6 protein-coding genes are annotated in these 14978 nt (G+C 64.5%); 4 read left to right on the forward strand and 2 right to left on the reverse strand.

The genetic code is table 11. From position 1 onward, the window contains the following. From FJ953_RS14820 to FJ953_RS14830, 3 genes are all read left to right on the forward strand, one after another. Positions 1 to 8577, forward strand: a complete 8577-nt coding sequence (locus tag FJ953_RS14820) for a glucoamylase family protein (RefSeq protein WP_140624635.1) — start codon at positions 1 to 3, stop codon at positions 8575 to 8577. A 354-nt stretch (positions 8578 to 8931) separates the two neighbouring features. Beyond that, entirely contained in the window at positions 8932 to 10704 is a 1773-nt protein-coding gene (locus tag FJ953_RS14825; protein WP_140494133.1) for a glucan ABC transporter ATP-binding protein/ permease, read from the forward strand. A 164-nt stretch (positions 10705 to 10868) separates the two neighbouring features. After that, positions 10869 to 11633 (forward strand): heme ABC transporter permease, encoded by a 765-nt coding sequence (locus tag FJ953_RS14830; protein WP_140624636.1) that lies wholly within the window; start codon positions 10869 to 10871, stop codon positions 11631 to 11633. A 24-nt stretch (positions 11634 to 11657) separates the two neighbouring features. Here FJ953_RS14830 and FJ953_RS14835 read toward each other — a convergent pair whose 3' ends face one another. Further along, positions 11658 to 12716 carry a D-TA family PLP-dependent enzyme gene (locus FJ953_RS14835; RefSeq protein ID WP_181175032.1) on the reverse strand — a complete coding sequence of 353 codons (1059 nt, stop codon included), beginning with the start codon at positions 12714 to 12716 and terminating at the stop codon, positions 11658 to 11660. 186 nt (positions 12717 to 12902) lie between these two features. On the opposite strand from FJ953_RS14835, the gene FJ953_RS14840 reads away from it, so the two are divergent. After that, on the forward strand, positions 12903 to 13589 hold the full coding sequence (locus tag FJ953_RS14840; protein WP_140560557.1) for a D-lyxose/D-mannose family sugar isomerase: 687 nt from the start codon (positions 12903 to 12905) through the stop codon (positions 13587 to 13589). Between the two features lie 94 nt (positions 13590 to 13683). On the opposite strand, the gene FJ953_RS14845 is transcribed toward FJ953_RS14840, so the two are convergent. Beyond that, on the reverse strand, positions 13684 to 14688 hold the full coding sequence (locus tag FJ953_RS14845; protein ID WP_140583756.1) for a L,D-transpeptidase: 1005 nt from the start codon (positions 14686 to 14688) through the stop codon (positions 13684 to 13686). Positions 14689 to 14978: the final 290 nt, after the last annotated feature.

A 14978-nucleotide genomic window follows, 5' to 3' on the forward strand; every position in this document is an offset into this window, starting at 1 on the left:
ATGAATATTCAGACGAATCCAGCACAAATCGAAAAGACCAGCGCGAGCTTCCCGCCCATCACGGAAGAACCGATAAGATCCATTTTCCTGCCGGAGGAACGCCTTCGGCTGCTCGGTGAAAGCCTGGCCAAGGGCGATCTCGCGGATCTGTTCGGCCTGACGCCATTCGATTTCCAGGCCCGCATCCGCGACAGCGCAAAGAAGATCCTCGAAGTCTACCGTTCGACCAACGCCGCGCAGGCGAGGGGCGAGACCATCACGCCCGCGGCGCAATGGCTGCTCGACAACAACTATCTGGTCGAGGAAACCATTTTCCAGGTCAAGCGCGACCTGCCGCGCCGCTTCTATCGTCAACTGCCGACGCTGAAGCTGCCGGACGGCGGCGGCGTGCCGCGCGCGCTGGCGCTGGCCTGGACTTATGTGGCGCATTCCGACAGTTCCGTCTCCGCGACCATGTTCAAGGCCATCGTCCAGGGCTTCCAGTCGGTCGAGCCGCTGAAGATCGGCGAACTCTGGGCGCTGCCGTCGCTGTTGCGCTTCGTTCTGATCGAAAATCTTCGCCGCCTTGCGGTCAGGGTCAACCGCACCCGGCAGATGCGCCAGATCGCCAATGATGTCGCCGACAAGGTGCTGGCGACCGACGATACCCGCGACCGGCAAGCGATCCTGGCCAATTTCAGCGCGCACGCCCAGGACACCACCTTTGCCACGCAACTGCTCTACCGCTTGCGCGACGGCTCGCAGAATGCAGGCAAGGCGCTGGAGTGGCTGGAAGGCGAACTCGAGAAGACCGGCTCGGACGCCGAGGAAATCATCATTTCCGAGCATCATACGCTGTCCAGCGGCAATGTGACGACCGGCAACATCATACGCGGCCTGCGTCTCATCAACGATATCGACTGGACGGTGTGGTTCGAGGGCGTCAGCCGTATCGACACGGTGCTGCGCGAGCGCACCGACTTCGCCGCGCTCGATTTCTTCTCGCGTGACCAGTACCGGACCGCGATCGAAGAGCTGGCCCGCCGCTCGAATCTGTCGGAATATCGCGTCGCCGAAAAAGCGATCGAACTGGCCGGCCAGATCACCAACGAAATTGCATCCGCCGCCGACGGCGCAGATGGCCTTGCGGCTCCTTTAGCGCACACGGATGTCGGTTTTTTCCTTGTCGGGCCACGCCGGCTGGAGCTGGAAAAGGCGATCGGCTACCGACCGACCGTCAGTCAGACCGTCAAGCGCACCTTTGCCAAGACCGGATGGCTGGGCATCGTCCTGCCGGTCTTTGCGCTGACCGTGCTGCTGCTGGTGGTGTCCGGCAATGCCCTTGCCAATCTCGGCCTGTCTGTGCCTTCGATCGTCTTGATGCTGGCGCTGTTTGCCGTGCCGGCCAGCGAAGGCGCGCTCGCTTTCTTCAATACCGTTGTCTCGCTGTTCCTCAAGCCGACGCGCCTTATCGGCTATGACTACAGGCACGGCGTGCCGTCCGAGGCACGCACGCTGGTGGTGGTGCCGTCGCTGATCGGCTCGCGCGACGACGTCGAGGAAAACATCCGCAACATCGAAGTGCACTACCTCGCCAATCTGGCGGACGAGATCCACTTCGCCCTGCTGTCGGACTGGCCCGACAGCAAGACCGAGATCGACGCGGCCGACACCGAGATTCTCGAATTCGCCCGTGACGAGATCGCCCGCCTCAACGCCCGCTATCCCGCCGAAGGCGCGCCGCGCTTCTATCTCCTGCACCGGCGCCGGCTCTATAATGCCGCGCAGGGATGCTGGATGGGCTGGGAGCGCAAGCGCGGCAAGCTGCACGAGCTTGACCTGCTGCTGCGCGGCGACAGCGACACCACCTTCCTGCCGCTCGATGTGCCGCTGCCGGAAAAAGTCGTTCACGTAATGACGCTCGACGCCGACACGCGCACCACCCGCGATGCGGTCGCTACGCTTGTCGGCAAGCTCTGCCACCCGCTCAACCGACCGCATTTCGATGCCACCAGGCGCGTCGTCACCTCGGGCTACACGATCCTGCAGCCACGTATCACCGCTTCGCTGACCAGCGGCGACGAGGCGTCGTTCTTCCAACGGGTCTTCTCGGCCAATCGCGGCCTCGATCCTTATGTCTTTGCGGTGTCCGACCTGTACCAGGACGTCTTCGGCGACGGTTCCTTCACCGGCAAGGGCCTCTACCACGTCGATGCCTTCGAGGCCGCGTTGCAGGGCCGCATCGAGGAAAACACCATCCTCAGCCACGATCTGCTCGAAGGCGCGCTGGCGCGTTCTGCGCTCGTCACCGACGTCGAACTGGTCGAGGATTACCCGACCCGCTATTCGGTCGACGCCTCGCGCCACCATCGCTGGGCGCGCGGCGATTGGCAGCTCCTGGGCTTCATCCTCGATCCGCGCTCCGGCGTCCCGGCGCTGTCGCGTTGGAAGATGGTCGACAATCTGCGCCGCTCGCTGACGCCGATCTTCTGGGTGATGGCGGCGATCGCCGGCTGGACGCTGCTGCCCTTCACGCAGGCAGCACAATGGCAGGCATTGCTGATCCTCAGCCTGTTCATGGCGCCCACTTTCGACGTCGTCAACGCCATACTGCCCAAGAGCGGTGACCAGACGCCGCGCGGCCATTTCTCCGCGCTGGCGCGCGACGTGGCCTTCGGCACCGCCATGGTGGCCTTGAAGATCGTGCTGATGGCGCATAACGCCTGGATGATGGGCGACGCCATCGTGCGCACGCTCTACCGGCTGTTCGTCTCCCGGCAGAACCTGCTGGAATGGCGCACCGCCTCGCAGGCGCACAAGGCCGGCGACAACGACATCGGCTCCTACTACGGCATGATGTACGGCGCCGTGATCATCGGCTTCGTCGGCCTCGCCATTCCGGTGCTGGCCGATTCCACCGGCGCCTTCGTCGCCTTTTTCTTCGCTCTGTTCTGGATCGGCTCCCCGGCGATCGCCAGCTGGATCAGCCGCTCGGCCGAGACCGAGGACCGGCTGCGCATCTCGCAGGCCGACATCCATGCGCTGCGCACCGTGGCGCGCCGCACCTGGCACTATTTCGAAACCTTCGTCACGGCGGAGCATCATCACCTGCCGCCGGACAATTTCCAGGAGAGCCCGGCGCCGGTGGTCGCGCCGCGCACCTCCCCGACCAATATCGGCGTCTATCTCCTGTCGGTCGTCTCGGCTCGCGATTTCGGCTGGATCAGCCTGTCCGACGCCATCACCCGCATCGATGCCACCATGACGACCATCGAGAGCATGCCGCGCAACCGCGGCCATCTCTTCAACTGGTACGACACCACCACACTGAAGCCGCTCTATCCGCTCTACATCTCGGCTGTCGACAGCGGCAATCTCGCCGGCCATTTGGTGGCGGTGGCGGCGGCCTGCGCCGAATGGGCCGAGGCGCCGTCCGTTCATCTCCAAGGCGATTTCGAGGGCATCCTCGACACAGTGACCATCCTCGGCGAGAGCCTGGATGAGCTGCCCGACGACCGCCGTCAGCTGCGGCCGCTGCGCCAGCGCCTTGCCGACCGCCTCGACGGCATGCGGCGCGCCGTCGACACCATCAAGGCGCAGCCGGAAATGGCCTCGATCCGCACCATCAATTTGGCTGTGCTGGCCGGCGAGATCCGCAAGCTCGCCACCGCCATCCACACCGAGGCGGCATCGCCACAGAGCGATGTCATCGTCGACTGGGCGGCCAGGCTCGAAGCGACCTGCGAGGCGCATGTCCACGACGCCCACAGCGACGACAACGCGGTCGAGGCGCTGCGGGCCAAGCTGCTCACCCTGCGCGAGCGCACGCGCCGCTTCGCCTTCGAGATGGAGTTCTCGTTCCTGATGCGGCCGGAGCGCAAGCTGCTGTCGATCGGCTACCGGGTCGAGGAGCACCAGCTCGACGAGAGCTGCTACGATCTTCTGGCCTCCGAGGCGCGGCTGACCAGCCTGTTCGCCATCGCAAAGGGCGACCTGCCGACTGAGCACTGGTTCCGGCTTGGCCGGCCGATCGTCGAGATAGGCTTCCAGGGCGCGCTGATGTCCTGGTCCGGCTCGATGTTCGAGTATCTGATGCCGCCGCTGGTGATGAAGGAACCGCAAGGTTCGATTCTCAACCAGACCAGCAAGCTGATCATCAAACGTCAGATCCAGTATGGCCGCCAGAAGAACGTGCCCTGGGGCATCTCGGAAGCGGCCTACAACGCCCGCGACCGCGAGCTGACCTACCAGTACACCAATTTCGGCGTGCCTGGTCTCGGGTTGAAGCGCGGCCTTGGCCAGAACACGGTGATCGCGCCTTACGCCACCGTGCTGGCCGCGCAGTTCAACCCGCGCGAAGCGGTGCAGAACCTAGCGCGACTGCGGGAGCTCGGCGCGCTTGGCCGCCATGGTTACTACGACGCGGTCGATTTCACGCCGCAGCGCGTGCCGGAAGGCACCGATCACGTCGTCGTGCAGAACTACATGGCCCACCATTCCGGTATGTCGATCGCGGCGGTCGCCGATGCCATTTTCGAGGGTCGCCTGCGCGACCGTTTTCACAGCGATCCGGTCATCGAGTCGGCCGAACTTCTGCTCCAGGAGAGGGCGCCGCGCGACATCCCGACTGCGACCGTCAGAACCGAGGCGGACGAACGGGCGAAGGACGAGACCGAAACCGAGAGTCCCGACACCCGCATCGTGCTCGATCCTGTGCGGGCACTGCGTTCGACCAACGTGATGTCGAACGGCCGCTATTCGGTGATGGTCACCGCGACAGGCTCCGGCTACAGCCGGTGGGGCGATCTGTCCGTCACGCGCTGGCAGCCGGATCCGACCGAGGACCGGCTCGGCTCCTACATCTTCTTGCGCGACGCAGGCAGTGGCGACTGGTGGTCGGCGACGGCGGAGCCGAAGCGCGCGGCCGAGGAGCGCACCCAGACGCTGTTCTCCGACGACAAGGCGAGCTTCGTCAAACTGGTCGGCACGCTGCGCTCCGAGGTCGAATGCATCGTCATCTCGGAAGGCAATGGCGAAGGCCGCCGCGTGACGCTGTTCAACGAGGGACCGACCGACCGTCACATCGAAGTGACCTCCTTCGCCGAGCTGGTGCTGGGCCTGGAGGTATCCGACAATGCCCATCCCGCCTTCTCGAAAATGTTCGTGGAGACCGAAATTGCCCCCAACAATGGGGCGATCTTCGCCACGCGGCGCAAGCGCGAGACCAGCGAGCCAGACGTGACGATGGTGCATTTCGTCACCGACCCGTCCGGTCCGGCGCGCGACGCCGAAGCCGAGACCGACAGGCGCGCCTTTATCGGCCGTGGCCGCACCATCGTCGACGCTGCGGCTTTCGATCCGGGCGCCCGGCTTGGCGGCCATTCCGGCTTTACCCTCGATCCGGTCGCTTCGCTGCGCCGCCAGGTGCGCGTGCCCGCCAACAAGAAGATATCGCTGACCTTCTGGACCGTCGTCGGTTCCAACCGCGCGGAGCTGGAGGAGGCCATTGCCCGGCTCGACCACCCGGAGAGCTTTGCCCGCCAGGCCATGCTCGCCTGGACGCGCAGCCAGGTGCAGACCCGGCATCTCGGCCTCAGCCTGGCCGACGCCGCCAACGTACAGAAGCTGGCGCGCTACCTGATCTATCCGGATCCATTCCTGCGCCTGCCGGCAGAATCCATCGCTTCGGGACTGGGCAAGCAGTCGAGCCTGTGGCCGACCAGCATCTCGGGCGATTTCCCGATCTTCCTGGTCAGGATCGGCGACGTCGCCGATCTCGAAATCGTCGCGCAGGCACTGCGTTTCCAGGAATACATGCGCACCCGTGGCATGATGATCGATTTCGTCGTCGTCAACGAACAGGCCTCCTCCTATGTGCAGGACCTGCAGCGGGCGGTCGAATCCCTATGCGAGAACAGCCGTTTGCGCGGCAAGGAGCTCGGACCGCGCCAGCACATATTCGCCGTGCGCCGCGACCTGATGGACGAGACCACCTACAAGACGCTGCTTGCGGTTGCCCGCGTGGTTCTGCACACGCGCAACGGCACCATCTTCGATCAGATCGAGCGGGCCGAGGTGGCCGCCTTGCAGGCGCGCGATGCCCAGCAGCCGGCGGCATTGCCTGAATTGGCGTCTATGACACATTCCTTTGGCTCGCAGGCCCTAGCGGCGGACGGGCACGGGCTCAGCCAATGGAACGGGTTCGGTGGTTTCGAGGGCGACGGGCGGCATTATGTCGTGCGCCTGGCCGGCCGCAGCACCACGCCCCAGCCCTGGATCAATGTTATTTCCAACGCCTCGTTCGGCTTCCACGTCTCCGCCGAAGGCGCTGCCTTCACCTGGAGCCGCAACAGCCGCGACTACCAGCTGACGCCGTGGTCGAACGATCCGGTTTCGAACCGGCCCGGTGAGGGCATCTATATCTATGATCACGCCAGTGGCCGGGCATTCTCGCCGCTCGCCGCCATGGTGCGCGATCCGTCGATGACTTACGAGACGTGGCACGGCCAAGGGTTCTCCACCTTCCGGTCGAAGCGCGGCTCATTGTCGATGGACCTCACCCATGTCGTCGACCCGGTCGACCCGGTGAAGATTTCCCGCCTGCGCATCCAGAATGCCGGCCCGGCGCCGGCCAGGCTGCGCGTCTATGCCTATGCCGAATGGGTGCTGGGCGGACATCGCTCGCGCACGGCGGCGACCATCGTTCCGTCGCGCGATGCCGCCACCGGCGCCTTGCTGGCACAGAACCCCTACGGGCTCGATTTCGGGGAGCGCGTCGCCTTCCTCGCCGCCGATGACGGCGTGCATTCGGTGACAGCAGACCGGACTGAATTCCTGGGCCGGCACGGCACCAGCGAGTTTCCGCAGGCGGTGCTGAGCGGCGCGGGACTGTCAGGCCGCGTGGAGGCCGGCGACGATCCCTGCGCTGCAATCGCCCGCGACATCGATGTTCCGGCCGGCGGCGACGTCACGCTGTTCTGGCTGCTCGGGGACGCCGGCTCGGCCGCGGAAGCGAGCGCCCTGGTGCGCAAGCATCGGGGCAGGGATTTCGACCAGCGTCTGGCCGACAACGAGCGCGAGTGGCGCGGCTTCCTCGACACCATTCAGGTCGAAACGCCGGACAAGGCGCTCGACGCCATGGTCAACCACTGGCTGCCCTACCAGAGCCTCGCCTGCCGCATCCGCGCCCGCTCTGCCTTCTATCAGGCCAGCGGCGCCTTCGGCTTCCGCGACCAGTTGCAGGACACGCTGGCTCTGCTGGCGCACGATCCCAAACTGGCGCGAGACCAGATCCTCAACGCGGCGCGTCGGCAGTTCCCTGAAGGCGACGTGCAGCATTGGTGGCTGCCGCGCACCGGGGCGGGTGTGCGTACGCTGATCTCCGACGACGTGGTCTGGCTGGCCCATGCCACCGCGCGCTACCTGCTGGTGACGGGTGACGCCACCATCCTGAAGGAGCAGCTGCCCTTCATCGATGGACAGCCGCTGGGCGAGGGCGAGCACGATGCTTTCTTCACGCCCGAAATTTCGAAAAAGACGGCGTCCCTTTACGAGCATTGCGCGCGTGCGCTCGATCTTGCCATTGCGCGCAGCAGTTCCGCCGGGCTGCCGCTGATCCTCGGCGGCGACTGGAATGACGGCATGAACCGCGTCGGCGAGCAAGGCAAGGGCGAGAGCGTCTGGCTCGGATGGTTCCTGCTGCGGACGCTGGGCGACTTCGCCGCCGTGGCCAAGACGGAGGGTGATGCCAAGCACGCGCAGGCCTGGGCAAAGCATGCCGACGCGCTGAAACGCGCGCTGGAGAGCACGGCGTGGGACGGCGAATGGTATCGGCGCGGGAGTTTTGACGATGGCACGCCGCTCGGTTCGCGCTCATCCCAGGAGTGCAGGATCGACTCCATCGCCCAGTCCTGGAGCGTGCTCTCGGGCGAGGGCGATCCGGCGCGTTCGACGACGGCGATGCAGCAGGCGACCAAGCTGCTCGTCGACGACGAACTCAAGATCCTCAAGCTGTTCACGCCGCCCTTTTCGAAGACGAAGAAGGATCCGGGCTACATCAAGAGCTACCCGCCGGGCGTTCGCGAGAATGGCGGCCAGTATACTCATGCCGCCACTTGGTTCGTCATCGCGCTGGCCGAAATGGGGCTGAACGACGAAGCCTATCGCTGCTTCTCGATGCTGAACCCGGTCAACCACGCATTAGACGAGGCCTCGGCAGAGCGCTACCGCGTCGAGCCCTACGTGGTTGCGGCCGATATCTACGCCGGCGACGGCAATGCCAGCGACAACAAGGGCGGCCGCGGTGGCTGGACGTGGTACACGGGCTCGGCGGGCTGGCTGTACCGGGCGGCGGTCGAAGGCATTCTCGGCATCGAGCGGCATGGAAAGCAGATCACGTTTAGGCCGAAACTGCCCAGCCATTGGGATGGCTACGCCGCCACGCTCAAAATGCTGGGGGCCGAAGTCACGGTGCGTGTCGTCCGCGACAAAAAGACCAAGTCGATCTCGCTTGAAGTTGATGGTTCGAAGACGAAATCCGCGTCTTTCCAACCGAAGGCTGGTAGCAAGGTCGAAGTTGTCGTGAAGATACCTTCGTAAAATCAACAGCTTCAACCCTGTCCCGCGCATCCTCCGGAATGCGCGGGATAGTCTTTTGTCTATTTGCAGATATCCGCTTGGGCAGCCGGCGGATCCGGTCGGGCCATGCCGGGCAAGTTCCCCGTGATTAAAAATGTGGCAGCGCTCAGCGGCTGCCATGATTTTGCCGCAAGGCTGACATTTCACCTTTTATCTCAACCCGTTAGGTGATCACGTGAGATTTCGCATCGTCGTCATCTTTTGTTCGCTAAACGGGAACGGAAGGGATAGACGGGCATTGTTTTGCGACGCGTTAACCGATACGTGTCAAGAAATGGTGCGGTGCACAATAAATGTTTTGGCGGAGTAGCTGAAGTGTCCCTTCTGCAAATCTACTGGCGAGCGCTCGGTTATTTGGCAGCTGACAGGAAACGCGTGGCGCTGATCTGCTCAGCCAATGTCGCGCTGGCCATCATCGCCATCCTGGAGCCGATCATGTTCGGTCGCGTGATCGACGCGATTTCCGCACACGGCTCCGTCTTTTCGACGCTCGCCCTCTGGGCCGGCCTCGGCGCCTTCAACATCATCGCGTTCGTTCTTGTGGCGCGCGGCGCCGACCGCTTCGCCCACGCCCGGCGCAGCGAAGTGCTCTGCGACTCCTTCGAGCGCGTCATCACCATGCCGCTCGCCTGGCATCATCAGCGCGGCACGTCCAATTCCCTGCACACGCTGCTGCGTGCCGTGGAGACCTTGTTTAGTCTCTGGCTCGAATTCATGCGCCAGCATCTGTCCACGGCCGTCGCGTTGTTCCTGCTGATCCCGACCGCGCTCAGCATGGACGTGCGCATGTCGATGGTGCTGCTGGCTCTCGGCGTGCTCTATGTCGGCATCGGCCGGCTGGTGATGAAGCGGACCAAGGCAGGCCAGGCCGCCGTGGAGCGCCACTATCACACCGTATTCGCCCATGTGACGGACTCGGTCAGCAACGTCGCCGTTTTGCAGAGCTACAACCGCCTCGGCCATGAGGCCGATACGCTGCGCCGCTACGTCAAGAACCTGCTCGATGCGCAGAACCCTGTGCTCGACTGGTGGGCCATGGCCAATGCGCTGCATCGCCTGTCGTCGACGATTTCGATGATGGTGGTGCTTTTGATCGGCGCCTATCTGGTCACCCACGGCCAGCTGCGCATCGGCGACGTCATCGCCTTCACCGGTTTTGCAACGCTGCTGATCGCACGTCTCGACCAGATGTCGGCATTCGCCAACCAGATTTCGGAAGCCCGCGCCAAGCTCGAGGATTTCTACCATCTCGAGGACTCGGCGGCCGACGCCGCCGAACCGGACGGGCTGCGCGATCTCACGAACGTCACCGGCCATGTCCGCTTCGAGAATGTCGGCTTCGAATTCGCCAATTCGGGGCAGGGCATCCACGACGTCTCCTTCGAGGTCCAGGCGGGGCAGACCGTAGCCATCGTTGGGCCGACCGGCGCCGGCAAGACCACGCTCATCAATCTGTTGCAGCGCGTCTTCTCGCCGTCCACCGGCCGTATCCTGATCGACGGCATCGACACCCGCACCGTGACCCGCAAGTCGCTGCGCCATTCGATCGCCACCGTGTTCCAGGATGCAGGCCTGCTCAACCGCTCGATCGAGGACAACATCCGCGTCGGCCGCTCCGATGCGACCAACGACGAGATCCATGCCGCCGCCAACGCGGCTGCCGCACAGGACTTCATCCTGGCCAAGAGCAATGGCTACGACACGGTAGTCGGCGAACGCGGCGGCCAGTTGTCTGGCGGCGAGCGCCAGCGCATCGCCATTGCCCGCGCCGTGTTGAAGGATGCTCCGATCCTGGTGCTGGATGAGGCGACCAGCGCCCTCGACGTCGAGACAGAAGACCGCGTCAAGGAAGCGATCGACGAATTGCGCCGCGACCGCACCACCTTCATCATCGCCCACCGCCTGACTACCGTCCGCGACGCCGATCTGGTCGTGTTCATGGACAAGGGCAGGGTGGTCGAAATGGGTGGCTTCGCCGAGCTGTCGCTGCGCAACGGCCGTTTCGCCAGCCTGCTGCGCGCCGGCGGCCTGCTCAACGACGAAGAGGTCCGCCGCCTCAGCCGCTCGATACAGGGCGAGGCCGCCTGAGCGGTTCTTTTACCTCCCCCCGTGGGAGGTCGGACCGAAGGTCCGGTCGGGGAGCGCCGCCGTCCTCACCCCGCTGCTTCGCAGCAACCCCCCAAGGGGAGGTGACAAGGCCTGCGACACTCCCTCGATTGCCCCAGACGCATAGCCGGGCTATTAAAAGCGGCATGAGCGACAGCACTTCACGCCTGAGCGGCTGGACCGATCTTGCCAACCCGACACGGTTCGTGGCGCTTGCCGACCGGGTGGTGCCGTGGCTGGCGACGATTGCGGCGCTGACCCTTGCCGCCGGCCTCTATATGAGCTTCACCGCGCCCGAGGACTTCCAGCAAGGCATCACCGTCCGCATCATGTACATCCATGTGCCTTTCGCCTGGTTGGCCATGATGTGCTACACGCTGATGGCGCTCTCGGCGCTCGGCACATTGGTCTGGCGCCATCCGCTGGCCGATGTCGCACTGAAATCGGCGGCCCCCATAGGTGCCGTCTTCACCGCGCTGGCGCTGGTCACCGGTTCGATCTGGGGCAAGCCGATGTGGGGCACCTGGTGGGTGTGGGACGCGCGGCTGACTTCGGTTTTCGTGCTGTTCCTGATGTATCTCGGCATCATCGCGCTGACCCGCGCGCTCGATGATGCCGGCCGCGCCGCCTGGGCCGCCGCCATCATCACGCTGGTCGGCTTCATCAACATCCCGATCATAAAATTCTCGGTCGATTGGTGGAACACGCTGCATCAGCCGGCCTCGGTGTTCCGCATGGGCGGATCGACCATCGACCCCTCGATGCTATGGCCGCTGCTGGTGATGGCCATCGGCTTCACGGTGCTGTTCTTCGCGCTGCACCTGACGGCGATGCGTACCGAAATCCACCGGCGGCGGGTGATTGCGATGCGCAGGGTCGCGGCCCGGCAGGCTGAGCGTCAGCCGGCTTGAATCACCCGCGCCTGGCCAAAGAAGTCATCCCATCCGCCCACGTGCGGCCACCGGCAGGGTTTCCAGCACCGTCTCGCCGTCGATCAAATTGACCTCATTGAACAGGTTGGTGACGACGCAGCAATGGTCGGGCACCACGCGCACGCGCTCGCCGATGCGAAGCTTGCCATCGCCTGAGAGCGTGACCGTGCCGTGTTCCTCGCTCAGGCTGGTCACCCGTGCTCCCGCAACGCCGAGCAACTCGCCGAAATCGGCGAGCCCCAGCGTGTCGCTCGACAGCGCCTTGCTGCCGGCGTCGAGAATGGCACGCGTCCGGGTCGGATGGCTGACCACGGTCGACAGCACGCTCAGCGCGCAATCGTCGAGGCTGCCGACGCCCTTGGCGACCTGGTAGCGGTCGAGATAGATGTAGGTGCCGGGGCGGTATTCCGTGACGACGCTGTCTTCGCCCGAGCGCCACATGTCGGGCGTGCCGCCGCTGGAGATGCGCGCGCAGGCGAGACCGCAGGCGGCCAGCGCCTGCCTGGCGCCGGCGAGCCAGGCCTCGGCCTCCCCCGCACGGCCCGCGGCCGGATAGGTCATCAGCCCGCCGAAGGCGAGGCCCTTTGCCGTCTCGATCTGTCTTGCCAGGCCAACCGCTTCACCGGCCGTCTGCACGCCGCAGCGCCCCATGCCAGTGTCGCATTCGACCAGCACCGGCAGGGGATGGCCGGCATCGGTGAAGGTGGCGGCCAAGCCTTCGATCGTCTCCACGCTGTCCGCCGTCACCGATAGGGTAACGCGCCCATGCAGCGCCTTCAGCCGCTCCAGCTTGGCCCGGCCAAGGATGTTGTAGGGGAGAAAAATGTCGGTCAGCCCGGCATCGGCCATCACCTCGGCCTCGCCGATCTTCTGGCAGGTGATGCCGACCGCGCCCGCCGCCACCTGCTTCTTCGCCCAATAGGGCAGCTTATGCGTCTTGATGTGGGGCCTGAGCTTCAACCCGTGACGGTCGGCATGCGCCTGCGCGCGGGCAATATTGGCTTCGGCGCGCGCGGCGTCGATCAGGATCGATGGCGTATCGAGGTCGTGAATGGTCGGCATCATCTGTCACCCTGTGGAATCCGCAGGGGTTATGGCCCTGAAAGTGCCTTGTGTCACCCGGCCAGCCGAGCGGATCCGTGATTCCATGCGGCCACGCCGCAAGCCGGGATCGGGCAATACGGATCGACACCGCATCGGCGTTCGGCTATGCGATTTGTCGGAGAAGTCGACACGAGGACCACGATCATGAAACGCTCCGCCATCAACGACATCATCCGCGAAGCCGACGCTTTCATCCGCTCGTTCGGTTACATCATGCCGCCCTTCGCCTATTGGTCGCCGGAAGAGATGAAGGCGCGCCAGGTCGATTCCTCTGCGATCTTCACCTCACGGCTCGGCTGGGACATCACCGACTACGGCCAGGAAAAGTTCAAGGAGCTCGGCCTGTTCCTGTTCACCGTGCGCAACGGCCGCTACGAGGACATGAAGAAGGGCATGGGCATGCTCTATGCCGAGAAGATCATGATCTCGCGCAAGGACCAGTTGTCGCCGATGCACCGCCACAACATCAAGGCCGAGGACATCATCAACCGTGGCGGCGGCAAGCTGGTGCTGGAACTGTTCATGCACGATCGCGACGGCGGCATCGATCCCAAGGCCGAGGTGTCGGTGCCTGTCGACGGCACCATCCACCGGTTGCCGGCGGGCGGGCTGCTGAAGCTCGATCCGGGCCAGAGCGTCACGCTGCTGCCCGGCGTCTGGCATGCCTTCTGGGCCGAAGGCAAGGACGTACTGATCGGCGAGGTGTCGACCGTCAATGACGATCTCACCGACAATGTGTTTCGCGAGCCGATCGGTCGCTTCTCCAACATCGACGAGGACGTCGCCCCGCTGCACCTGCTGGTGTCCGACTATGAGAAGTGGCTGGGGTAACTTCGCAGTAAACTGAGGCGCCGGCCGGCTAACGGCCAAGGCCGGCAGCGCCTCAATGGCAGCAGCCAAGTGAAAGTGAGTCCCCCGGTTGCCTCTACGGCGATCCCTGGTCGATTGATCCCACCGCTTCGCCGGTGAAGATGACCTTCGTGCCCTCGTGCACTTCGGAGGCGAGATCTTCGGCGTCCCAATTGGTCAGCCTGATGCAGCCATGCGAGAAGGTTTTCCCGATCTTGCTCGGGTCCGGAGTCCCGTGAATGCCGTAACTTTCGATGGACAAATCAATCCACACCGATCCCACCGGATTGTTTGGCCCGGCGGCGATCGTGAAGGGGCGCTTGGTCCTGACCCCCTTGAAGGCGAAGTCGGGATCGTAGTGATAGGTCGGGTTGTGCACCACGCGTTTGACCTCTGCCTGGCCGCTCGGCGCCGGCTTCTCCTGGCTGCCGATCGAGGCGGGGTACACCGCAAGCACTTTGCCGGACGGGTCGAGCACGCGAAGCTGGCGCGCGCCCTTGTCGACCTCGACCTCAGCAACACCCGCGGGCGGATCGCCTCGGGTGACGGCAGGCACCAGCACCTTTTGCCCGGCCTTCCTGAAGCCGACGCCAGGGTTGAGCCGTTGAAGCAACTGTTGGCTGACGTGGAAGCGCTCCGCTATTTTTTCCGCCGCGTTGTGGTAGCCGAGCCTGCGCAGGCGGGCCATTTTCTCCATGCGCGCCGGAATTCGCCTGGTAAACGGTCCGCGCACATCCTTGCGCGTCAGCTCGTACGTCTCGAGCGCCGGGCTCGGGGAGGTCGCGACCAGCTTGTCCCAGGTCTGGCGGGTGAGCTTACCATCGGCGGGCAGCCCGTTGGCCGCCTGAAACGCCCGGACCGCCTTGGCGAAGTTCTCTGCTGCGCGGCCGTCGATCAGGGCCGGCGAGAAGCGCGCGCGATCCAGAAGGATCTGTGCCTTCAGCACGGTCGCACTGACGCCTTTTGCTTCGCTGTCGTCGAATTGCGCGTTGTTGACGGCTGCGACGTCCAGCTTTGCCGCCGCCGATACGTCACATGCCATGGCGAGCACGACAGCCGCGACGAGAAGGAGCCTGGTCATCGACGTCACACTCCTGCATGAGCACCTGCTTCTATGACGTTGCAGGGCCGATCTGGTTCCATTCCCCCCTGCATTTGAGCCGCGATCACCGACCGCCAGTATGAGGAATACGGATCGGGACGTCCGGCGGTCGCGCGGATGCATGTGATGATAGACTTAACGGCAAGAACTCGGCGCCGGCTGCACGCTCGTCCTGCACAGGCATGACGAGCTGATTGGTACATCCGTCTTGGCCAACCTTGCTTGCAGCGCCGGCAACGCCTCGCTTCGCCGCGCCGTGTCAGGCATTC

It is taken from the genome of Mesorhizobium sp. B2-3-6 (assembly GCF_006442305.1).
Lineage (GTDB): Bacteria > Pseudomonadota > Alphaproteobacteria > Rhizobiales > Rhizobiaceae > Mesorhizobium.